Below are 23026 nucleotides of genomic sequence, written 5' to 3'. Positions count from 1 at the left end.
CAGAAACCCCTTTGACGTACATGGCCGCAACTTTTTCCAGCAGAGGGACAAAGCGGCTGGGCGAGGGGCCTCGCGCGATGAGAACGTCTCCCCTTCTGCCCCAACTCGTCTCTACAGAGGCGTAGTTCAGGGATCTCCTCGAACTTTGTACACGCTCATGACAAAGCATGGACGTGTCCGGAGGAAGTCCCTACTGTGTGCGAGGCAGCGGTGGGGCGACGGTACGTACGTCAAGCGTCACCGTCCGCGTCTCCGCACCTCTCCACATCTCCGTATCCGGAACGACGGCGCGCTCCGGCGGCGGTGGATTTCGCACTTTGCCCCATTGACGTTCCCTGATCCCGGGGGGACCTACAGGAGGTCACGTGTATCCACGGCTGTTCTCCCACCGACTCGGCAGACGTCTGGCCGTGTCGCTCACCGTCCCGTTACTGGCCCTCGGCCTGTCGTCCCCCGCGACGGCCGCCCCCTCGAAGGCCGCGGCTCCTCCCCCGCAGGAACCCGGTGTCACGCTCCGCGTCTTCGACGTGCAGACGTCACTGAAGGAGATCTGCACCCTCAAGCCCGGACAGACCCCGAACATCGACAAGAAGATGTCGGTGATCAACTGGACTTCGGACGCGGACTTCGGGCTGGCGTCCAACTTCGTCACTCAGGTCACCGGGAACCTCGACGTCGACGCGGCCGGCAGCCACACCTTCCGTCTGGCCAGTGACGACGGCTCCCGCCTCTACGTGGATGACAAGTTGGTCATCGACCACGACGGGCTGCACGGCTCCGACCTGCCCAAGGACGGCACGGTCTCGCTGACGGCCGGCTACCACTCCCTGCGGATCGAGCACTTCGAAGCGGGCGGCGACCAACAGATCACGCTCTCCTGGAAGCCTCCGGGCGCCACCGGCTTCAGCCTCGTACCGAACTCGGTGCTGAGCACCGACGCCGGCGTCGTACGCGTCACATCTCCCGGCAGGAAGGAGTGCGAAGGCGGCCTCGACACGCCCGGCGACGGACTGCCCCTGACCGGGGTCCACCCGAACTACACCCTGACGAACCTGAGGCCGGCCGGCTTCGAACCGCAGGTCTCCGCCATGGACTGGCTGCCCGACGGCCGCCTCGCGGTGACCACCTGGGGCGGCACCGACAACAGCACGGGCGAGGTGTACCTGCTGAGCAACGTCACCGGGGCCACCGGGCCCGACAAGGTGACGTACAAGAAGATCGCGAGCGGGCTGAAGGAGCCGATGGGCGTCAAGTACGTGGACGGCAAGCTCTATGTCTCCCAGAAGCACGAGCTGACCGAACTGAACGACACCGACGGCGACGGCGTCACGGACCAGTACAGACGGATCGCCACCTGGCCGTTCGGCGGCAACTTCCACGAGTTCGCCTTCGGCCTGCTGTACAAGGACGGGTTCTTCTACCTGAACCTGTCGGTGTCGATCAACTACGGGGGCGCCACCACGGACCCGCAGCCGGCACCGAACCGGGGCACCACGATCAAGGTGAACAAGGCGAACGGAGAGGTCAGTTACGTCGCCGGTGGTCTGCGCACCCCCAACGGCATCGGGTGGGGGCCCGACGGTGACATGTTCGTCACCGACAACCAGGGCGGCTGGCTGCCCTCGTCGAAGTTGGTGCACATCAAGCAGGACCGCTTCTTCAACCACTACATGAACCCGGACGGGCCCTTCGACTCCCGGCCGGTCACCAAACCGGTGCTGTGGCTCCCGCAGAACGAGATAGCCAACTCTCCCAGCACGCCGCTGCAGTTGAAGGACGGCCCGTTCGCCGGTCAGATGCTGTTCGGCGACGTGACGTACGGCGGCATCCAGCGTGCTTTCCTGGAGAAGGTCGGCGGTGAGTACCAGGGGGCGGTCTTCCGTCTCACGCAGGGCCTCGAAGCCGGTGTCACCCGGATCAGCGTCGGCCCGGACGGCGCCCTCTACGCGGGCGGGCTCGGGGCGGGCGGCAACTGGGGCCAGGAGGGCAAGCTCAGCCACGGTCTGCAGAAGCTGACACCGAACGGCACCGACGCCTTCGACATCCGCGCCATGCGCGCCGTCCCGGGCGGTTTCGCGTTGGAGTACACCCAGCCGGTGTCGACGGAAACCGCGGCCGACCTGGCCGGACGCTACAAGATCAAGCAGTGGCGCTACGTGCCGACCGCGGCCTACGGCGGCCCCAAGGTCGACGAGGAGAGCCTCACCGCCCAGTCGGCCACCCTGTCCGCCGACCGCAGGACGGTCACGCTGACGGTCCCCGGGCTCAAGGCCGACCGAGTCGTCCACGTGCGCTCAGCGCGCCCCTTCAGTGCGACGGACGGTGAACAGCTCTGGAGCACCGAAGCCTGGTACACGATGAACCACCTGCCCGGCGAGACTTCCCGGACCGGCGAGGTGAAGGGGGTCAACGGCAAGTGCCTGGACGTGGACAACAGCAACAGCGCCGACGGCACGAAGATTCAGCTGTGGAACTGCAACAACTCCGCGGCCCAGCAGTGGACGGTTGCCGCTGACCAGACCGTGCGTGCCCTGGGCAAGTGCCTCGACATCGACAACGCCGGCACTGCCGACGGCACGAAGGTGCAGCTCTACGGCTGCAACGGCACCGCGGCCCAGACCTGGCAGCCCCAGGCCGACGGCACGGTGCGCAACCCGCAGTCCGGCAAGTGCCTCGATGCCTCCGGGGGCGTCTGGAACGACGGCACACCGGTCCATCTATGGGCCTGCCACGCCGGTTCCAATCAGCGGTGGGCACTGCCGTAGCACGGCGGGGGACGCGTGAGCGGTACGACGCGTCTCCGAGGGGCGAGGGTCGAAGTGCACGTCTTCGGCCCTCGCCCCGCGCCGCGTCCCGGCCGGTGATGCGGTGCGGGGTGGAGACGCGCGCACGCGGGAGGCCCGGTCGCCCCGAGTACGGAAGGGGCGGACCGGGCCCGTGCGCCTTTCCGGCCGGCTCAGGGCAGGCGGTGCTCGGCGTTCAGCACGGTGCCGCGTTCGGGGCGGTACAGGTCGAAGCCCCGTGTGTCGCACTGCAGGCCGCCGACGATGCAGTGGTCGACCATGGCCTTGAGGGTGCGCTCCTCCCACGCGTTGAAGAAGTCGTAGTGGAAGGAGTGGCCCCGGCCGCTGGCCAGGCGGACCTGGCTCATGTCTCCGTTGACCGGCCACGCCATCTTGAACTCGATCATCGGCAGGGCGACCGGGTGAGAGGTCGGGCACATGTTGTCGTTGGTGCCGGGCTTCACGACCGGGTAGGCCATGTGGCTCTGGTGGTTCGGGGTGTCGAGGTACTTTCCGTCCCAGCAGCTGGGGGCCTGCATGCGCAGGTTGAGCTGTACGTCGGGCCGGTCCGGACAGCTCGCCGGGAAGTCGGTGTTGAAGAAGCTGTCACCGCATTCCCAGCCCTCGACGAAGCCCTTGTGGCTGCGGAACTCCTCCGCGCTCTGCATGGGGTTGCCGACGACGAACCGCAGACCCTTGGGGAAGGGCCGCACGCTCCGGTAGTCGGTGACGCCCGCCTTGTAGTAGATGACCTGCGGTCCGACGGGCAGAATCTTCTGGTCGCCCTTGTAGAGCGAGGGCATCCAGTACGCGGAGGCGTCCGCGGGCGCCTTGCAGGTGGTGTTGCCGCCGTAGAGCGAGCCGGTGGTGCTGGCGGCGTCGGTGGTGGTGTTGCCCATGAACGTGTGGTCGTGGGACTTGCCGAACTGGCCCGGGTAGACGATCGGGCCGTCGGGGGCGGTGTGGGTGACGGAGCAGCCGGCCTGGAACTCGTGGTGGTAGGCCGGAGGCGGGGTGGCCGTGGACGGGACGACGCCGGTGACCTGGGGAACGGCCGGAATGTAGCCGTCGCCGTCGGCGTCGTCTCCCGAGGCCCGGGTGGAGGCTGCCATGTTGTGCCCGGCGGGGTGGGCGGGCGCGGCGACGGCCGGCGGGACGCCGCCGCCCGGGCCCGTGGCCGAGGCGATCGTGCCGGCGCCCAGGACGCCGGCGACGAGGGCGGAGCCGAGAAGGAGCCCGGCGAGCCGTTGGGAAGTCAGTCTCATGAAGATCTCCTGCCGGAGGGTGAAGGTGGGTGGAGTACTGCCGTGCGTGTGGGTGGCGGGAGGCGGCTCGCTCCCGCCGCCCACGTTCCGACCGCTCGACGCGGCCGGGGTCAGCGCGGCGGCGGCGCCCCGGCCGTGATGTGCACGTTCGGGCCGAGATCGACCTGCAGCCACTGGGCATCGGATGCGGCACTCGACCACCGGGTGCCGTAGTCGCCGTCGACGGCCTGGGGCGCGGGGGTGCCGTGGTGCTCCTGACGGGAGTCCGTCACCGACTTGCCCCGGGAGAGCAGCGACGGAGCGGCCTGAGCGGCAGGGGCTGGGGCCAGGGCGAGCAGGGCGCCGACGACGGAGGCCGGGAGCACCCCCGCGATCCATCCGCGGCCCGAAGTCGGCCGTCGTCTTCGTGGCACGGCCGCGACCGGTATGCCAACAGGCATGAAGAGCTCCTCAACAATCCTCAACGGGAGAGCGCTCTCCAGACCATGCCGCCACGCGATCGAACGGTCAAGAACCCTGGCAGCTTTTCTTTGGGCTTACATTAAGGTGAGGGCCATTCACGGGCGGAGCCTGCTGGACGGCGGATGACTGACGAGCGGCATCAACGGGCGCGGACGGCTCGCCGTCACCGGTGGCCGCCCGGTGTTCGGCCTCCTGGGCGGCGAAGCCGGGCCCTGCTACGACAGGCCTGGGCACATGTATCCCGGCCTTCATGCCTCCCTTAGTAGCGGGCGGTTCGTGTGAGTTTCATGTGAGGGTCTTGCCCCGAAGGCGACCGACGATCCGATCGGTGCAGGTCACAGGGCCGGAGGTGCCATGCGACGTGCATGTTCTCCCATGCGCTCCCATGTCCGCGGGCGACGCTGGTGTGGTGCTCGTGGTCATCGCGGGCACCTCTGCCACCGTCGGCCTGTGGGGACTCGATGATCGAAGTACGTGGACTGACCAAGCGCTACGGTGAGGTCCTCGCCGTGGACGATCTGACCTTCGGCGTCCGCGCGGGAGAGGTCACCGGCTTCCTGGGGCCCAATGGCGCGGGCAAGTCGACGACCCTCCGGATGCTTCTGGGTCTGGACGCCGCCGGATCAGGCACCGCGACCGTGCGGGGTCGGCCGTACAGCGCCCAGCCCGCCCCGCTCACGGCGGTCGGGGCCCTGTTGGATCCCGGCGCGGTGCTGCCCGGCCGCACTGCCTTCCATCACCTGCTGGCCCTCGCGGCCGGCAACGGGATCCCCCGCAGCCGCGTGGACCAGGTACTGGCCGAGGTGGGACTGGAGAAGGTCGCGCGGCGCAGGGCCGGGACCTTCTCCCTCGGGATGCGCCAGCGCCTGGGGATCGCCGCCGCGCTGCTGGGTGATCCGCCGGTCCTGGTCTTCGACGAGCCCCTCAATGGACTCGACCCCGAGGGCATCGTGTGGATCCGCTCGCTCATGCGCAGGATGGCCGCTGAGGGACGTGTCGTGCTGATGTCCAGCCATCTGATGAGTGAGATGGAACTGACCGCGGACCATCTCATCGTCGTCGGGCGCGGCAAGCTGATCGCGGATACCACGATGAAGGACTTCATCGAAGCGCACTCCGAGCGCGAGGTCCTGGTGCGCACCCCGCAGGCCGAGACGCTCCGGCCGCTGCTGGCCGGCGCCGCCGACGTGCGGGCCGAGGACAGCGACACGCTCGTGGTCACTGGCCTGGAAGCCGCCAGGATAGGAGCCCTGGCCGCAGCGGGCGGCGTGGAGCTGCACGAGCTGTATCCGCGTCAGGTGTCCTTGGAGAAGGCGTTCATGGACCTGACCCGCGACGCGGTGGAGTACCAGGCCGAGAAGGGGACGAACCGATGAGCCGCCCTCTTGCGCACCCCGGGCCGGCGTCGGTTCCGGTGAAGCTGCTTCCCCGTGCGGGCAGCGGGCGGCCCGCGTCGGACAGGACGGGACCGGGCCGGGCGACCTTCTGGCACAGCCTGCACGCCGAGTGGGTCAAGATCCGGACGATGCGGTCGACGCTGATGGTGATCCTGGGCGCGCCGGCCTTCGCCGCGGGCCTGGCCGCGCTGAACGGTTCGTCGGCAGGCGGCGAGTACGCGGAGCTGTCGCCCGCCGACCAGGCCGCGTTCGATCCGCTGGCGACCAGTCTGATGGGCTATCTGGTGGCGCAGATCGCGTTCGGCCTGCTGGGCGGCCTGGTGATGACCTCCGAATACGGAGCGCGCACGATCGTGCCCACCCTCACCTCCGTGCCGCAGAGGGCCCGGGTGCTGGGATCGAAGGCCCTGGTACTGGCGGGAGTGGCACTGCCGGTCGGGATCCTGGTGTCGCTCGGCGGGTTTCTCGTCGGACAGGCTTCGCTGTCCGGGACAGGCGCTCCACACCTGGCGCTGTCCGATGGTGTGGCACTGCGCGGCATCTTCGGCGGCGGCGTATACCTGGCATTGGCCGCCCTCTTCGGATTGGCTCTGGGCACGGTGATCCGCTCCACGACCGCTACGGTGACGACGCTGTTCGGCGTCATGCTCATCGTCCAGGCATTCGCGCCCGCGCTGCCCGGCGCGCTCGGGGACTGGGTCTCGAAGTTCTGGCCGCCCATCGCCGGTGGACAGATCATCACCGCTGTCCGGGACCCGGACGTGTTGGGCCCCTGGGCCGGGCTCGGCGTCATGGCCGGGTGCGTGGCCGCACTCCTTGCGGTGGCGTTCGTCGTGTTCCGCGAGCGCGACGTCTGATACGGCAGGGACACTGGGCGGGCAGTAGACCACCGGCCGGGGACAGATGCCATGACGACGAAACAACGCCTGCTCCTCGTGGAGGACGAGCCCACCTTGCGCGAGCTGCTGTCAGCAAGCCTGCGGCTGGCCGGCTTCCACGTGGACTCGGTGGAGACCGGCGCACAGGCGCTGGATGCGGTGCGCGAGCACGCCGCGGACCTGATCGTGCTGGACGTGATGCTGCCCGACATCGACGGCTTCGAAGTCGCCCGCCGCCTGCGCGCGCGCCCGGACGTACGTACAGGCCACCCGCCGGTCCTCTTCCTCACGGCACGGGACGCGGCCGAGGACCGGATCAGCGGGCTACGGGTGGGCGGGGACGACTACGTCACCAAACCGTTCAACCTGGAGGAACTGGTCCTGCGCATCCAAGCCGTGCTACGCCGCACCAGCGGCCGTCAACCCGAGAACCGCGTCACGGTGGGCGATCTCGAACTGGACGTCGACAGCCATCAGGTGACCAGGGACGGCGTGCCGGTGCCTCTGTCTCCGACCGAGTTCAATCTGCTGCGCGTGCTGATGGAGAACGCCGGGCAGGTCCTGTCCCGGGAACAACTGCTGGATCAGGTCTGGCATTACGACTTCGGCGGCGACGACTCCATCGTGGCCTCCTACGTGAGCTACCTCCGCCGGAAGATCGACACCGGAGAGACCAAGCTGATCCACACCGTGCGCGGCACCGGCTACGTCCTGCGCAGGCCCAGGACATGACCACGACGTCCCTGCGCCGCGGTGCCGCACGTCTGTCGCTGCGGACCCGTCTGGTGATCATCTGCCTGCTGCTGGTCGTGGCCGCCCTGCTCGCCAGTAACGCCCTGCTGATCACGCTCCTCCAGCGGCAGTTGACGGACCAACTGGACGAGCGGCTGCGCACGGCCGCCGCAGCGGCGGCGCGCCTCCCCGATCTCGGCAGGGATCCCGACGCCACGGCGCCGCGGGTGCTCGACGCGGTGGAGCCCCAGCTGACCGGCGACGTCTACCTGGTCCGTCTGAAGTCCGACGGTGGTCTGTCGCGGAGCCTGCGCCCCGCGGCGGGCGATCCACCAGAGCTGCCGCGGTTGGACACAGCAGCGGTCGCGGCCCGCGGCGGCGATCCCTTCCAGGCGTCGGGCGGCGGCAGCGACTGGCGAGTGGTCGCCCAACCGGTGCGCTCCTCGCCGGGCCAGGACGGGGACCGGGACGCGTCTTCCACGGGAAGCATCGGTGCGGCGGGCTCACTGGAAGGAGTGAGCGGCACGGTCCGGGGCCTGGGGCTGAGAATGCTGGTGATCGATTCCCTGGTCCTTGTCCTGCTGGGTGTCATCGGCTGGTTCGCCGTGCGCGCCGGGCTGCGTCCCCTGCGGCGCATCGAGACGACCGCGGCCGCCATCGCCGGCGGTGACCTTTCCCGGCGCGTCCCCGACCTGGCCTCTTCCCGTACGGAACTGGGCCGCCTGGCCGCCGCCCTCAACGGCATGCTGGACCGGATCGAAGCCGGTGACGCGGCGCGGGCGGCCACCAACGACCGGATGCGCACCTTCATCGCGGACGCCAGCCACGAACTGCGTACCCCTCTGTTCGGGATCAAGGGGTTCACGGAGCTGTACCGCATGGGAGGCATGCCCGGGCGGGCGGACGTCGACACCGCGATGAACCGCATCGAGCGCGAATCAGCCCGCCTGGTGCACATCGTCGAGGACCTGCTGCTGTTGGCGCGTCTGGACGAGGACCCCATCGCGCGCACCCAGCTGCCCCTGAAGCCGACCCCGATGGACCTGCGCACCCTGGCCGCTGACGCCCTGCACGACCTGAGAGCCCTCGCCTCCGACCGGGCCATCACCCTGACCGGGCCCGGCGGCGGCCCTCCAGGAGCCGCCCCCGTGCTGGGAGACGAGGCGCGGCTCCGGCAGGTCATGTCCAACCTGATCGGGAACGCCATCGCCCATACCCCGGCCGGCAGTGCGATCCGGATCGGTGTGGGCACACACGCCACCCTGGCGATCCTCGAACTGAGCGACCAGGGCCCCGGGATGACAGCCGAACAGGCCGCCCGCGTCTTCGATCGCTTCTACCGCGCGGACACTGCCCGAGGCCGGACGCAGACCGGCGGCGCCGGCCTCGGCCTGTCCATCGCCCACTCCCTGGTCGCCGCCCATCACGGCCGGGTGGAAGTCCACACCTCCCCCGGCCAGGGCGCCACATTCCGCATCCTGCTTCCCGTGTACACCGATCCACTCGGCGACTGAACAGATCCGTACCTCGCACCCCGACACCGCACGCGCCGCTCGGTCGCGCTCGCCCCGGGTATCCCTCGCACGTCACGCAACGGCCTGCTGAGGATGCCCTCGACCTGACGGTGAAGGCCCTCAGCCCGCTCGCGTCCGCTCCGTCGGCTCTGTGGGGTGCCTCTCCTGGTCCTGTCTCCGGGGGCGCTGTCGCGGTGGGCGTTGTTTAGTGGGATCCGTACGGGAAACGCGGTGTCCCGACGCACCCGGGACGGAAATGGAGGAGGACGCCATGCCGGCTGGATCCAGCAAGAAGCGTGAGCGGCAGTACGAGCACATCAAGGAGAGCCAGGAGGAGCAGGGCGCGTCGAAGAGCCGCGCGAAGGAGATCGCGGCCCGGACCGTCAACAAGGAGCGCGCCCGGTCGGGCGAGTCGAGGACGGCGAGCAAGACGTCGACGCAGGACAAGAAGTCCGCCTACGAACGCGGCGGCGAACGTTCCCACCAGGGCGCGCAGGGGCCCACGAAGGACCAGCTCTACGCGGAGGCCAGGAAGAAGAACATCGACGGGCGTTCCTCCATGAACAAGGAACAGCTCCGCAAGGCCCTCGGACGCTGACACCCACCGGCGGTCCGGGGCCGGCCGCCGCACGACGGAGGGAACAGGACATGCCCGCAGACGCACGCGGCGACGACGTGTACCAGCCGCAGGACGACGACGGCGTCGATCCGCCGAACGACGAGCTCGACCTGGAGAACACGCTCGACGAACGGGATCTGGACGACCGGATGGAGGAGGGGTACTCCCCTCCCGAACGCCCCTTGGCCGTGAACAAGTTCGGCACGACCGGGGCCGAGGTACGCCACGGTGAATCCCTGGACCAGCGGCTCGCCCAGGAGACCGACGACGTGGAACCGCCCGACGGCGACGGCATCGGCGACCTCGCCGAGGGCGAGGGCGAGCCCCTGGAACGGGACGGGCGCGAGCCCCGGGCAGGCCGGCTCAGCGCGGCGGACGACGCGGCGGGGCGGGAGAACGACGTCTTCGCCGAGGACGTGGGCATCGACGGTGGCGCGGCGTCGGCGGAGGAAGCGGCCGTCCATGTCACGGACGAGGCGGACATCCAGGGGCGCGAGGCCTGAGGGCCGGTGAAAGCGGGAGACCATGACTGGCGCGGCGATCTTCGATGTGGACGGCACACTCACCGATACCAATCACCTCCACGTGGTGGCCTGGTGGGAGGCCTTCCGGCAGGCCGGGCACACCGTGCCGATGCCGGAGATCCACCGGGCGGTCGGCCTCGGCTCCGGTGATCTGATCGAGCGGCTGCTGGGGCCCGACCGTGACGCGGGGCAGGACGCGGCCATCAGCTCCGCGCACACGGTGCTCTACGCGACGTACTTCGACCGCCTCCCCGCCTTCCGGCGCGCGGGCGACCTGCTGCGCACCCTGGCAGGCCGCGGTTGGCGGGTCGTCCTCGCCACCTCGGCGAGCGGGACGGAGCTCGCGGCTCTGCGGCGGGCGGTGGACGCGGACGAGGCGGTCCGGGCCACGGCGAGCTCGGACGACGTCGACCGGGGAAAGCCCTCCCCGGAGCCCGTGGAGCTGGCGTGCCGACTGGCCGGAGTCAGTGCGGGGCAGGCGGTGTTCGTGGGCGACACGGTGTGGGACATGGAGGCGGCGGCCCGGGCCGGGGTGACCGCGGTGGCTCTCCTGTCGGGCGGTATCCCTCGCGCGGACCTGGAGCGGGCAGGAGCGGAAGCGGTCTACCGGAATGTCGCCGATCTGCTCGACCGCCTCGACGACAGCCCGTTCGGGCCGGGCCCCGACTGACGCGCGGACCTCGAACCCCCCGTCGCGTAGCCGTACGGGCCGGGCCCCGACTGACGCGCGGACCTCGAACCCCCCGTCGCGTAGCCGTACGGGGCCGGACATGCCGGCCCCGTACGGCTGCCGCCGAGCACCACCCGGACGGGCCAGGCCCCGGCCTCGTCCCGCCCTGTCCACGTCCTCGACCGTTATGTACGGGAATCAGGGGGTACCCCCTGTGCGGAAGAGGCAGCCATGACGCGTGCGGAACGAGGATCACATGCAGGTGGGATACAAGCTGGCGGCGGAAGCGTTCGGCCCGGCGGAGCTGGTCAGGCAGGCCGTGCTCGCGGAGGAGGCGGGGTTCGACTTCGTCGAGATCAGCGACCATTACCACCCCTGGCTCGACAACCAGGGGCACTCACCGTTCGCCTGGACGGTGCTGGGAAGCATCGCGGCCAAGACGTCGCGGATCGGTCTGGCGACCGGGGTCACGTGCCCCACCGTGCGCTACCACCCCGCCATCATCGCTCAGGCTTCCGCGACACTCGCCCTGCTCTCGGAAGGCCGCTTCGTCCTGGGTGTCGGCTCGGGGGAGCGGCTCAACGAACACGTCGTAGGTCCCGGATTCCCCGACACGGTCCAGCCCCGGCACGAGATGCTCACGGAAGCCCTGGAGATCATCCGGCTGCTCTGGAGCGGGGGGTACCGGTCCTACGAGGGAAAGCACCTGCGGCTGCGGGACGCCCGGGTCTTCGACCTCCCCGACGAACTGCCGCTGATCGCCGTGGCCGCCAGCGGTCACCTGTCGACGCGCATCGCCGCCGAGCTGGGCGACGGCCTGTTCGCCACGGAGGACAAGCCGAGCATCGTCCAGCACTACCGTGACGCCGGTGGAACCGGCCCGTGCTACGGCGAGGTCCCGATGGCCTGGGCGCCCGACGCGCACACCGCCGCGCGCGCCGCCCTGGAGACGTCGCGGTGGGCCCTGACCGGGTGGAAAGTGATGAGCGAGCTGCCCAATCCGGTCAATTTCGATGCCGCGACCACCACCGTGCGCGAGGAGGACATTCTGGGGAAGTTCGCCTGCGGAGCGGACCCCGGACGCTACATCGAGGTCGCCCAGAGCTACGTCGACGCGGGTTTCGACAGGCTGGTCATGCAGAACGCGGGCCCCGACCCCGACGGCTTCATCGACTTCTACCAGCGTGAGCTCGACGCGCGCATCCGACAGCTCGAACCGGCCAGCGCGCGCACCTGAAAGCTGGGCCCGGCCGAACCATGGCCCGAGGCGGCGGCCTCAGGTGGTTCCGCCAGGTCGCCCGCCCGGTGATCAAGGAGGAGCGACGCATGACAGAGGCACGTCCGCGGATCAACGCCCTCGTCATCGACGCCGGCAGCCCCGAGCGGCTCGCCGCGTTCTGGTCCGAGCTGCTCGGCCGTCCGATCGTGGACCGTACCGGCCCCTACGTCTGGCTGCGGCGGGAGAACGGGCTGGGCCTGGGTTTTCAACAGGCCGGAGAACCCAAGCCCGGGAAGAACCGCATGCACTTCGACATCTCCTCCCCCGACCCGGGGGCCGAGCAGCGGCGGGTCGAGGTGCTCGGAGGACGACGCCTGGAGGAGTACGACGACGGCGGTTTCCTGGTGATGGCCGACCCCGAGGGCAACGAGTTCTGCGTCATCCCCGAGGGCCCCGGCTCCGTCGGCCTCGATGACCGGGGGCACGCCCACTACCTCGACTGAATTCCGCGGTTCTGGGACGGCCGGCACGCTGCGGGCGGAACGTACCGCAGCGTCTTCGTGTACCGATGGATGTCAGAAGGTGACGTCGTCCGTGGAGGTGACCCGGGCTCCCATGTTGCGTTCCATCATGCGCAGAGCCGCGTCGGCGAGGTCGCTGTGGATGTGTGCCACGGCGTCCCTCGGGACGGTGACGCGCAACTGCCGGATATGGGCGTCGAGTGCTGAATACAGCACGCACTGTTCGGTGACCTGCCCGCAGAGCACAAGGTGGTCGGCGCCCAGTTGGGAGAGCAGATAGCTGAGCGGCGTCTCGTAGAAGATCGAGTGCCGGGCCTTGACGACGAAGAGGGACTCGTCGTCCGGCAGGATGGGTTCGACCAGCTCCGCGTTCTCTCCCGCGAGGGTCTTCTCGACGATCTCTCCGTGGTGGGACCGCCATTCTCCGAAATTGTCGTTCACATAGATGACCGGCACATGTTCCGCGCGGGCGCGGGCGATGAGCCGCGCGATGTGGGGCAGTGCGCTGCGCACCGATGGAACGAGCAGGTCGGCGTCGGGGTGATCGTAGGTATTGATCATGTCGACCACGATGAGCGCGTTGTTCCTCATCCCTTCATCATCGCAAAGAGACCACTCGTGTTCCGGCCCGCGACCTGCCTGGGTGTTTCACGGTCGGCAGGGTGGGAACCCGGCACACTCGCCCACTGATTACCGGCGACAGAAGGAGCGGACCCGTGCGCGCATTGACCTACCAGGGAAAGCGGGACGTCCGGGTGGAGACGGTCCCGGACCCGCGGATCCAGGAGCCGACGGACGTCATCGTCAAGATCACGTCGACCGGGATCTGCGGATCCGACCTTCACCTGGGCGAGGTTCTCGGGCCCTACCTCGATCCGGGCGACATCCTGGGCCACGAACCGATGGGGCTGGTGGAGGAGGTCGGCCGCGAGGTGACCGCCGTCGCTCCGGGGGACCGGGTGGTGATCCCCTTCAACGTGTCCTGCGGGCGCTGCTACATGTGCGGGCAGGGGCTGCACTCGCAGTGCGAGACCACGCAGGTGCGCGAGCGCGGCATGGGCGCGGCACTGTTCGGATACACCAAGCTCTACGGGCAGGTGCCCGGGGGCCAGGCCGAGTACCTGCGGGTGCCCTTCGGCAACGACCTGCCCATCAAGGTCCCGCACGGCCCGTCGGACGACCGGTTCGTCTACCTGTCGGACGTCCTGCCGACCGCCTGGCAGGCAGTGGAGTACGCGGACATCCCGCCCGGCGGCAGCGTCACCGTCCTGGGCCTCGGCCCGATCGGCGCCATGGCCGCCCGGATCGCCCGCCACCGGGGCGCCGATCTCGTCATCGGCGTGGACCTGGTCCCCGAACGGCTCGACCGGGCGAGCAGGTACGGCGCCACCTGCCTCGACCTGCGCCGCCACGGCAAGGGCCTCGGTGACGCCGTCCGCGACCTCACGGACGGGCGCGGCACGGACGCGGTGATCGACGCGGTCGGCATGGAGGCCCACGGCTCCCCCGTGGCCAAGGCGGCACACACAGCGGTCGGGCTGCTCCCCGACACCCTCGCGCAGCGCATGATGGAGACGGCGGGCATCGACCGCCTCGCCGCACTGCACACGGCGATCGACCTGGTGCGCCGGGGCGGCACGATCTCCGTCTCCGGCGTGTACGGCGGCTCCGCCGACCCGATGCCGATGCTCACCATGTTCGACAAGCAGATCCAGCTCCGCATGGGCCAGGCCAACGTCAAGCGCTGGGTCGACGACCTGGTGCCCCTGCTCACCGACGACGACCCGCTGGGCGTGGACTCCTTCGCCACCCACCACCTCCCGCTCGAAGAGGGACCTCAGGCGTACGACACGTTCCGGGAGAAGGCCGACGGCATGATCAAAACCCTGCTCATCCCCTGATCCGGAGACCGGAACCGGGCCAGTGCCAGGAAGGAGACCCGGGCGTGGAGAACAGCAGTCGGCATCCCGGCAAGCGTGTGGTGGTCACGGGCGCCACCGGCAATGTGGGAACCAGCGTGGTCCGCGCGCTCGCCGCGGAACCGGACATCGGATCCGTCCTCGGGCTGGCCCGCAGAAGACCATCGCTCGAGATCCCGAAGGTGGAGTGGGACACCGTCGATCTGTCCCGGGCCGACAGCGAGGACCGGCTCGCGGGTCTGCTGCACGGTGCCTACGCCGTCGTGCACCTGGCGTGGCGTTTCCAGCCCACCCACGACCCCGTGGTGACGTGGCAGAGCAACGTGCTGGGCTCCCGGCGAGTCTTCGAGGCCGTGGCACGCGGCGGGGTCCCCGCCCTGGTGCACGCCTCGTCCGTCGGCGCCTACTCCCCGGGCCCCAAGGACGAACCCGGCGTCGACGAGCAGTGGCCCACGCATGGCTGGCCGGACGCCGCCTACTGCCGGGAGAAGGCCTACCTGGAACGTGTCCTCGACACCTTCGAGCTGCGCCACCCGCAGATCCGGGTGGTCCGGATGCGGCCCGGATTCCTCTTCAAGGAGACCGCCGCCCCCGAGCAGCGGCGTATCTTCGCCGGCCGCTACGTCCCCGGCCCCCTGCTGCGGCCCGATCTGCTCCCCTTCGTACCCGACCTGGACGGGCTGCGTTTCCAGGTGCTTCACACCGACGATGCCGCCGACGCCTACCGGCTGGCCGTGCTCCACGACGTACGGGGCCCCTTCAACCTGGCGGCGGACCCGGTCATCGACGCCCGCACGCTGGCGGGCCTGCTCGACGCCCGGATCGTGCGGATCCCCAGGGCCCTGGTGCGCACCGCGCTCTCGGCCGCCTGGCGGACCCATGCCGTACCGGCCTCCCCTCACCTGTTCGACGCGGTGCTGCGTCTGCCCGTACTGGATTCCGGCCGGGCCCGCGACGTACTGGGCTGGCAGCCCACCCGTACGGCGGAAGACGCACTGAGCGCTTTTCTGCGCGGCGTACGCACCGGCGCGGGCGAGGACACCGCACCGCTGGCAGGCCGGAAGACCGGCTGAGCCACCCAGCCGTGCCGTCGGCGGAGCTCCCACGGGTCGGTCCGCACGGCCCGCGGGCTTCGGGAGCCTCCGATGTACTGGGCTTCGGCTTGGGCTTCGGCTTCCGCGACGACGGACGACGGACGACGTAGGAAGGATCAACCATGGCGAGCAGTGAACAGCCGCAGGACCCCCATACGCTCCATCCCCGCCCCGACTTCCCCCAGCAGGACCAGGCGCATCCCGGCTGGACCGGCCCGATGGACCCGCCGCCCGACCACGGCGAGGAGTCCTACCGCGGCTCGGGCCTGCTCGACGGCCGGAAAACCGTGATCACCGGGGGCGATTCCGGGATCGGCCGCGCGGTGGCGCTGGCCTTCGCACGCGAGGGCGCCGACGTCCTGCTGACCCACCTTCCCGAGGAGGAGCAGGAGGCTCGGGAGACCGTTCGCCTGGTGGAGCAGGCGGGCCGCGGTGCGGTGCCCGTCCTCTGTGACATCCGGGACGAGAAGCAGTGCCGCTCGCTCATCGAGCGCGCCGTGTCCGAGTTCGGCCGCATCGACGTCCTGGTCAACAACGCTGCGTACCAGATGTCGCAGCCCGACGGGATCTCCGCGATCTCGACCGAGCAGTTCGACCGCGTGATGCGGACCAATCTCTACGGCATGTTCTGGCTGTGCAAGAGCGCCCTGCCACACATCCCGGCAGGGGGGTCGATCATCAACACCACCTCGGTGCAGGCGTACAAGCCGAGCCCTCACTTGCTGGACTACGCGATGACCAAGGGGGCGATCGTCACCTTCACACAGGGCCTGGCCCAGATGCTGGCCTCCGACGGCATCCGCGTCAACGCCGTGGCGCCGGGCCCCGTCTGGACTCCCCTCATCCCGGCGACGCTGCCCGACACCGCCGAGTTCGGGAAGCAGAGCCCGCTGGGCCGGCCCGCGCAGCCCGCGGAGATGGCGCCCGCCTATGTCTTCCTGGCGTCGGCCAACGCCTCGTTCATCACCGGCGAGATCATGAACGCCACCGGCGGTACACCGCTCCCCTGATCCGGGGAACGGAGGCTGATTTGACCGCGCGTAGGCCGGGAAGGCGTGCCATATGACCATGAACCATCACGAAACACCGGTTCTCGACGCTCTCACCGCCTACCGTGACCGGGGCGAGCTGGGCTTCTCCCCGCCGGGTCACAAACAAGCGCGAGGCGCTGCCCCAGCCGTGCGCGCCCTGCTGGGCGACGCGATGTTCTTCGGAGACGTCCTCGCCACAGGAGGGCTGGACGACCGCCGGGAGAAGTCCTCCGTGCTGCAACGGGCCGAGGACCTCATGGCCGACGCCGTCCACGCGGAGCACACCTTCTTCTCCACCTGTGGCAGCTCCCTGTCGGTCAAGGCCGCCATGCTCAGCGTCGCCGCACCCCACCAGAAGCTGCTGATCGGCAGGGACGCCCACAAGTCCGTCATCGCCGGCCTCATCCTCTGCGGCATCGAGCCCGTCTGGCTGGAACCCGAGTGGGACAAGGAGCGGCATCTCGCACACCCGCCCTCCCCTGCCACCCTGGAGGAGGCCTTCACCCGGCACCCGGACGCACGCGGCGCCCTGATCACCAGCCCCACCCCGTACGGCACGGCGGCCGACCTGCGCGCCATGGCCGACGTCTGCCACCGGCGCGCCAAGCCACTGATCGTCGACGAAGCCTGGGGAGCCCACCTGCCGTTCCATCCGGACCTGCCGTCCTGGGCCATGGACGCCGGCGCCGACGTCTGCGTCACCAGCGTCCACAAAATGGGCAGCGGCCTCGAACAGGGCTCCGTCTTCCATCTCCGGGGCGACCTGGTGGACCACGACACCCTGGCCTCACGGGCCGACCTCCTCGGCACGACCAGCCCCTCCGTGCTGCTCTACGCCGGGATCGACGGCTGGCGCCGGCAGATGGTTCTGGACGGCCACGGACTGCTCTCCCGAGCGCTCGACCTCGTGGCGACGGTGCGCCGCCGCATCGAGGAGATCGAGGGAATGCACGTCAACGGGCCGGACGACTTCTGCGGACCCGGCGCGGCAGCGGAATTCGACCCGCTGCCCGTGATCATCGACATCGAGGCCATGGGCACCACCGGCTACCGGGCCGCCGACTGGCTGCGCGAGCACCACCGCATCGACATGCACCTCGTGGACCACCGCCGGATCAGCGCCCAGTTCACCCACGCCGACGACAAGGAGACCGCCGACCGGCTGCTGACGGCCCTACGCGACCTGGCCCGCCACGCGCACACGCTCCGCCCCGCTCCCGAGGTGCTGGTGCCCACGCCCGCCGAGCTCCGGCCCGACCAGGTGTGTCTGCCGCGTGACGCCTACTTCGCCCGGACGGAGGACGTCCCGGCGTCGGAAGCCGTGGGCCGCGTCGCCGCCGAGATGCTCACGCCCTACCCTCCCGGCATTCCGGCCGTGCTGCCCGGCGAGCGGATCACCGAACCCCTCGTGCGCTACCTGCGCTCCGGAGTCGAGGCGGGCATGAACATTCCCGACCCCGCCGACCCCACCCTTCAGACCATCCGCGTCCGCGCCGAGGCCCCCTGACAGCCAGGCCCGATCAGCCCCGGGTCCGACCGGCGCCGTACACGGGAACACCCGCGACCGGCCCGGCCTCCGGCCCCGCCCCTTCAGCTCAAGGAGAAGCCCCCACCATGCGTGCTCTCGCCCTCGTCTGCACCCTGAACGCCTCACCCGCCCCCTCCAGCAGCCAGTACCTCGCCGAGCAGGTCATGGCCCAGTTCGCCCACCATGACGTCCAGGGAGAGGTCGTCCGGGTCGCCGACCACGACGTCCGCCCGGGCATCGGGGTGGACCTGGGCGACGGCGACGCCTGGCCGGCGCTGCGGGAGAAGGTCCTGGCCGCCGACATCCTGCTCATCGCCACCCCCATCTGGCTCGGGCACCCCTCCAGCGTCTGCCAGCTGGTCCTGGAGCGCCTGAACGCCGAGTCCTCCGAGACCGACGACCAGGGCCGCCCGCACACGTACGGCAAGGTCGCCGCCGTGGCCGTCGTCGGCAACGAGGACGGCGCGCACAAGGTGAGCGCCGACGTGTTCCAGGGACTCAACGACGTCGGCTTCTCGCTCGCCCCCGGAGCCGTCACGTACTGGGTCGGCGAGGCCATGCACGGCACCGACTACCAGGATCTGGACGAGACCCCCGAAGCCGTCGCCTCCACCACCAAGGCCCTTGCGGCCAACGCCGTCCACCTGGCCCGGCAGCTCACCGGCAGCCCCTACCCGGCAGCCTGATCCGCGCTCGCACGAGGGCAAGGTCGCCAGGAACGCCAGGAACGTCAGGGGAGTTGATGCAGATGCCGGTGGACCGGATCGCGGAGCCGTGGGGAACGCGCACGCCGTACGGGCGGCACGAGACCTGGCCGACGAGGGTCGACACCTTCCTGGCCGAGGGGGTGAGATCCTCGGACGTCGAGCGGTGGGTGCAGACTTCGTCGATCCTGCACTCCGACGGTGATGCCATGGACGTCGCCGTCAGGAACGGTTCGATGGTCGGCGTACGGGGCAGGGCCTCGGACCGGGTCAACCGCGGCCGGCTCGGCCCCAAGGATCTGTTCGGCTGGCAGGCCAACGCCTCGCGCTCCCGGCTGACCAGGCCGCTCGTGCGCCGCGGCGGACGCTTGACCGAGTGCGACTGGGACACCGCGATGGAGGCGATCGCCTCGCGCTCGCGCCGGCTCCTCGACGAGCGCGGTCCCGGCTCGATCGGTTTCTACACGTCCGGCCAGCTGTTCCTGGAGGAGTACTACACGCTCGCGGTTCTGGCCCGGGCCGGCATCGGCACCAACCATCTGGACGGCAACACCCGCCTGTGCACCTCCACGGCGGCCGAAGCCCTCAAGGAGTCCTTCGGCTGCGACGGCCAGCCCGGCAGTTACGACGACATCGACCACGCCGATGTCATCGCGTTGTACGGTCACAACCTCGCGGAGACGCAACCCGTGCAGTGGATGCGCATCCTCGACCGGCTCGATGGCGCCGATCCTCCGCGGCTGATCTGTATCGATCCACGCCCGACAGCCGTCGCACGACGTGCGGCCGTCCATCTCGCTCCGCGCGGCGGGACGAACGTGGCGCTGCTCAACGCCTTGTTGCACGAGATCATCCGTACCGACCGCGTCGACCCCGGCTACATCGAGGCGCACACGGTCGGCTTCGCGGAGTTGTCGGAGGAGGTCGAGCCATGCACCCCCGAGTGGGCGGCCGACGTCTGCGACGTCCCCGCGGCGAAGATCCGGGAGGCGGCGGAACTGCTCGGCACCGCCGACCGGCTCCTGTCCACCGTGCTTCAGGGCGTCTACCAGTCCCATCAGGCCACCGGCGCCGCCGTCCAGATCAACAACATCCACCTGGTCCGCGGCATGCTCGGACGGCCGGGTGCGGGCGTCCTGCAGATGAACGGGCAGCCGACGGCCCAGAACACCCGCGAGTGCGGCGCCAACGGCGACCTTCCGGGCTTCCGGAACTGGCAGAACGACGAGCACGTGGCCGATCTGGCGAGGGTGTGGAACGTCGACCCCGGGACCATTCCGCACTACGCACCGCCCACGCACGCCATGCAGATGTTCCGCTACGCCGAGCAGGGCTCGATCCGCATGCTGTGGATCAGCGGCACGAACCCCGCGGTCTCCCTGCCCGAACTGTCGCGCATCCGTTCGATCCTCTCCCAGGACCGGCTGCTGGTCGTGGTGCAGGACCTCTTCCTCACCGAGACCGCGCAACTGGCCGATGTCGTGCTTCCGGCCGCGACCTGGGGCGAGAAGACGGGGACCTTCACCAACGCCGACCGCACCGTGCACCTGTCCGACAAGGCTGTGGAGCCCCCCGGGGAGGCCCGACCCGACCTGGAGATCTTCCTCGACTACGCCCGGCGGATGGATTTCCGGGACAAGGACGGTGCTCCGCTGGTCACCTGGCACGACCCGGAAACCGCCTTCGAGGCGTGGAAGCGCTGCAGCGCCGGGCGGCCCTGCGACTACACCGGGCTCAGCTACGACAGGCTGCGAGGAGGCAGCGGCATCCAGTGGCCGTGCGACGATCGGGCGCCCGAGGGCACCGATCGCCTCTACACCGACGGTTTCACGTGGGCCCACCCGGACCTGTGCGAGACGTACGGCAAGGACCTCGTCACCGGCGCCTCCACGTCGGAGGCCGCGTACCGGTCCCGCAACCCGGAGGGCCGGGCCATGCTCAAGGCGGTCCCGTACCTGCCTCCGCACGAGGCGCCGAGCGACGCGTTCCCCTTCCAGCTGACCACCGGCCGCACCATCTTCCAGTTCCACACCCGCACCAAGACGGGACGTGCTCCCCAACTGAACGCCGCCGCACCGGACGTTTGGGTGGAGATGTCCGTCCCCGACGCGACTGAGCAGGGGATGGGCGAGGGCGATCTCGTCGAGGTCGCCGGACCGCGCGGCGCCATCAGGGCCCGGGTACGCGTCACCGCCATCCGCCGCGGGCTGCTCTTCGTGCCGTTCCACTACGGCTACTGGGACACGGTCTCGGGCTGCGGACCGGACAGCACGACAGCGGGCCGGGCGGCCAACGAGGCCACCGTCACCGACTGGGACCCCGTGTCCAAGCAGCCCCTGTTCAAGACCGCCACCGCTGCGGTGAGGCTGCTGGAGAAGAGCACGGGGCAACAGGCTCCCGCCCCGACGAACACCGCGTCGGCGCCCGCCCGCCGCGACGGCGTCCGAGCTACCCGCGGCGGTGCCTCGGCCCACGTCCAGGAGTCCTTCGGGTCTCCCGTCGACCGCACCCCGGGAGGCACCCGATGAAGGGCATCGCCGTCACGACGCACGCGCTCCATCGGGGCGAACAGGCCCTGGCGGAGCAGCTCACCGTCATCGCCGCACGGCATACACGTGAGCACGAGGTGTGCCACGTCGCCAAGGATCTGGCTCTCTGGTCGAACGAGCACTGCCGACGCCTGGCCGAGACCGGCCGCCACTACGGCTTGCGTCTCGACGGGCCGTCGCCGTCCCCGTCGGAGCCGTCGGCGAACGACCGCCACCACGCCGCCGAGGCCGTGAGCCGAACGCCGGAGTCCGTACCGGAGCTCCTTCGGGACCTGCGGGAACTGCATCTGGGCGCCGCCGGAAACTCACTGCACTGGGTGATGCTGGGCCAGGCCGCGCAGGCGTCGAAGGACACCCGACTTCTCGATGTCGTCTCCTTCTGCCATCCCCGGACGCTGCGCCAGATGCAGTGGACCACCACCATGATCAAGAACCTGTCCCCGCAGCTCCTCACCGTCGGTGACGAGCAGGACGGGTGACGGGCGGGCCGCGCTTCCCCGAGCGCGGCTCCGGGTCCGGCCGGCCCCGTCGACCGAGCCGCCGGCCCGGTTGCGTGGGCCGACTCTTCGCGTGACGGTGGTGCCGGGAGCGCGGCCCACAGCGGCGCGGTCGTTCAGGAAGCGAGGAGAGTCGATGCACGACAGTCCAGACGGGCGGCGGGCCCGGAGTGCGCACGCCCACCCTCTGCACGGGCGGGTCGCGGTCGTCACCGGTGCCGCTCGCGGTGTCGGCGAAGCGCTCGCCCGCAGCCTCTCCGGCGTCGGCATGCAGGTCGCCCTGCTCGGCCGGGAAAGGGCGACCCTGCTGAAGGCCGCCGAGGCCCTCCCCGGCCGGAGCATGTGCGTCGAGTGCGACGTCACCGACCGCACGGCGCTGGCGGACGCGGCACGCCGCGTGGAGAGGGAGCTCGGGCCCGCGAGCGTGGTCGTGGCCAACGCCGGCATCGCGGTGAGCGGCCCGTTCGACCGTACCGCCGGCGAGCTCTGGCAACGCGTCATCGACGTCAATCTCACGGGCTCCGCCAACACCGCCCGCGCCTTCCTGCCCCAGCTCACCGCCACCCGCGGATACTTCCTCCAGATCGCCTCCACCGCCGCGTTCGGCGCCGCACCCATGATGAGCGCGTACTGCGCCTCCAAAGCGGGAGCGGAGTCGTTCGCGCTCTCCCTGCGCGGCGAGGTCGAACCGGCCGGCGTCCAGGTCGGCATCGCCTACCTGCACTGGACCGGCACCGACATGCTCACCGGTATCGACGACGACCCCGTCCTCGCGGCACTGCGCCGCAATCAGCCCCGCCCCGCCCGCCGCGTCCACAGCGCCGCCCAGGTCGCCCAGTGGCTCACCCGAGGCATCGCCCGCCGCAGCCGTCACCTCTACGCCCCGCCCTGGCTTCGCTGGTGCCAGCCCCTCCGGCCCCTGTTCCCGGCCCTCGTCGCCCGGACCACCCGCCGCGAACTACGCCGCCCCGATGGGGCCGCGTCTTCCAGCGGCACGGTCCTGGGTGCCGGAGGGCGCGCCGACTGGAACTCCTACCGGGCCTCCCGCTCCGCTCCCCCGGCCGACCCGTAGGACGAGCAGCCATGTCCACGACCACGGTCCGAGTCCGGGAGAGCCCTG

Annotated in this window: 21 protein-coding genes; 18 read left to right on the top strand and 3 right to left on the bottom strand. The window is 70.2% G+C overall.

What is annotated here, in order from left to right; all coding sequences use genetic code 11:
* Positions 1-365: 365 nt before the first annotated feature.
* Positions 366-2765 carry a ricin-type beta-trefoil lectin domain protein gene (locus ACH4KB_RS13545; protein ID WP_398066129.1) on the top strand — a complete coding sequence of 800 codons (2400 nt, stop codon included), beginning with the start codon at positions 366-368 and terminating at the stop codon, positions 2763-2765.
* A gap of 191 nt (positions 2766-2956) precedes the next feature.
* Here the strand turns inward: ACH4KB_RS13545 and ACH4KB_RS13540 are convergent, their stop codons facing one another.
* Together ACH4KB_RS13540 and ACH4KB_RS13535 are read right to left on the bottom strand one after the other, a co-directional pair.
* Positions 2957-4048, bottom strand: a complete 1092-nt coding sequence (locus ACH4KB_RS13540; RefSeq protein ID WP_398066128.1) for a DUF1996 domain-containing protein — start codon at positions 4046-4048, stop codon at positions 2957-2959.
* A 110-nt stretch (positions 4049-4158) separates the two neighbouring features.
* The gene (locus ACH4KB_RS13535) at positions 4159-4488 is read right to left on the bottom strand and encodes a discoidin domain-containing protein (RefSeq protein ID WP_398066127.1); all 330 of its coding nucleotides are present in this window, start codon (positions 4486-4488) and stop codon (positions 4159-4161) included.
* A gap of 483 nt (positions 4489-4971) precedes the next feature.
* On the opposite strand from ACH4KB_RS13535, the gene ACH4KB_RS13530 reads away from it, so the two are divergent.
* The 9 genes from ACH4KB_RS13530 (at position 4972) to ACH4KB_RS13490 (ending at position 12566) form a co-directional block, all read left to right on the top strand.
* Positions 4972-5886: an ATP-binding cassette domain-containing protein gene (locus tag ACH4KB_RS13530; protein ID WP_398066126.1), complete on the top strand. Its 915-nt coding sequence runs from the start codon at positions 4972-4974 to the stop codon at positions 5884-5886.
* Positions 5887-6035: 149 nt separating this feature from the next.
* Positions 6036-6764 carry an ABC transporter permease gene (locus tag ACH4KB_RS13525; protein ID WP_398066125.1) on the top strand — a complete coding sequence of 243 codons (729 nt, stop codon included), beginning with the start codon at positions 6036-6038 and terminating at the stop codon, positions 6762-6764.
* Between the two features lie 51 nt (positions 6765-6815).
* Positions 6816-7517: a response regulator transcription factor gene (locus ACH4KB_RS13520; RefSeq protein WP_398066124.1), complete on the top strand. Its 702-nt coding sequence runs from the start codon at positions 6816-6818 to the stop codon at positions 7515-7517.
* Positions 7514-9031: a sensor histidine kinase gene (locus ACH4KB_RS13515; protein WP_398066123.1), complete on the top strand. Its 1518-nt coding sequence runs from the start codon at positions 7514-7516 to the stop codon at positions 9029-9031. Before ACH4KB_RS13520 ends, ACH4KB_RS13515 begins: the two co-directional genes overlap by 4 nt.
* A gap of 271 nt (positions 9032-9302) precedes the next feature.
* On the top strand, positions 9303-9629 hold the full coding sequence (locus ACH4KB_RS13510; protein ID WP_398066122.1) for a plasmid stabilization protein: 327 nt from the start codon (positions 9303-9305) through the stop codon (positions 9627-9629).
* Positions 9630-9679: 50 nt separating this feature from the next.
* A complete protein-coding gene (locus tag ACH4KB_RS13505) occupies positions 9680-10153 on the top strand; it encodes a DUF5709 domain-containing protein (protein ID WP_398066121.1) in 474 nt (157 codons plus the stop codon).
* Positions 10154-10175: 22 nt separating this feature from the next.
* Positions 10176-10844 (top strand): HAD family hydrolase, encoded by a 669-nt coding sequence (locus ACH4KB_RS13500; protein WP_398066120.1) that lies wholly within the window; start codon positions 10176-10178, stop codon positions 10842-10844.
* A gap of 256 nt (positions 10845-11100) precedes the next feature.
* Positions 11101-12081, top strand: coding sequence for a TIGR03557 family F420-dependent LLM class oxidoreductase (locus ACH4KB_RS13495; RefSeq protein ID WP_398066119.1), 981 nt, complete (start codon positions 11101-11103; stop codon positions 12079-12081).
* Positions 12082-12170: 89 nt separating this feature from the next.
* The gene (locus ACH4KB_RS13490) at positions 12171-12566 is read left to right on the top strand and encodes a VOC family protein (RefSeq protein WP_398066118.1); all 396 of its coding nucleotides are present in this window, start codon (positions 12171-12173) and stop codon (positions 12564-12566) included.
* Positions 12567-12638: 72 nt separating this feature from the next.
* Here ACH4KB_RS13490 and ACH4KB_RS13485 read toward each other — a convergent pair whose 3' ends face one another.
* A complete protein-coding gene (locus ACH4KB_RS13485) occupies positions 12639-13175 on the bottom strand; it encodes a cysteine hydrolase family protein (RefSeq protein WP_398066117.1) in 537 nt (178 codons plus the stop codon).
* A gap of 125 nt (positions 13176-13300) precedes the next feature.
* Here ACH4KB_RS13485 and ACH4KB_RS13480 point away from each other — a divergent pair, with 125 nt between their 5' ends.
* From ACH4KB_RS13480 to ACH4KB_RS13445, 8 genes are all read left to right on the top strand, one after another.
* A complete protein-coding gene (locus tag ACH4KB_RS13480) occupies positions 13301-14485 on the top strand; it encodes a zinc-dependent alcohol dehydrogenase (protein WP_398066116.1) in 1185 nt (394 codons plus the stop codon).
* A 44-nt stretch (positions 14486-14529) separates the two neighbouring features.
* The gene (locus ACH4KB_RS13475; protein WP_398066115.1) at positions 14530-15576 is read left to right on the top strand and encodes an SDR family oxidoreductase; all 1047 of its coding nucleotides are present in this window, start codon (positions 14530-14532) and stop codon (positions 15574-15576) included.
* Between the two features lie 143 nt (positions 15577-15719).
* Positions 15720-16607, top strand: a complete 888-nt coding sequence (locus tag ACH4KB_RS13470) for an SDR family oxidoreductase (protein ID WP_398066114.1) — start codon at positions 15720-15722, stop codon at positions 16605-16607.
* 52 nt (positions 16608-16659) lie between these two features.
* The gene (locus ACH4KB_RS13465; RefSeq protein ID WP_398066113.1) at positions 16660-18135 is read left to right on the top strand and encodes an aminotransferase class I/II-fold pyridoxal phosphate-dependent enzyme; all 1476 of its coding nucleotides are present in this window, start codon (positions 16660-16662) and stop codon (positions 18133-18135) included.
* Between the two features lie 107 nt (positions 18136-18242).
* The gene (locus ACH4KB_RS13460) at positions 18243-18842 is read left to right on the top strand and encodes a flavodoxin family protein (protein ID WP_398066112.1); all 600 of its coding nucleotides are present in this window, start codon (positions 18243-18245) and stop codon (positions 18840-18842) included.
* A gap of 56 nt (positions 18843-18898) precedes the next feature.
* Positions 18899-21388: a molybdopterin oxidoreductase family protein gene (locus ACH4KB_RS13455; RefSeq protein WP_398066111.1), complete on the top strand. Its 2490-nt coding sequence runs from the start codon at positions 18899-18901 to the stop codon at positions 21386-21388.
* Positions 21385-21888, top strand: a complete 504-nt coding sequence (locus tag ACH4KB_RS13450; protein ID WP_398066110.1) for a hypothetical protein — start codon at positions 21385-21387, stop codon at positions 21886-21888. The genes ACH4KB_RS13455 and ACH4KB_RS13450 overlap by 4 nt, the downstream gene beginning before the upstream one ends.
* A 154-nt stretch (positions 21889-22042) precedes the next feature.
* Complete coding sequence (locus ACH4KB_RS13445; protein ID WP_398066109.1) at positions 22043-22978, top strand: SDR family oxidoreductase; 936 nt, start codon at positions 22043-22045, stop codon at positions 22976-22978.
* Positions 22979-23026: the final 48 nt, after the last annotated feature.

Origin of the sequence: Streptomyces sp. NPDC017520, from assembly GCF_044329855.1 — a bacterium.
GTDB lineage: Bacteria > Actinomycetota > Actinomycetes > Streptomycetales > Streptomycetaceae > Streptomyces.
This window is presented reverse-complemented; position numbering and strand designations above follow the sequence as displayed.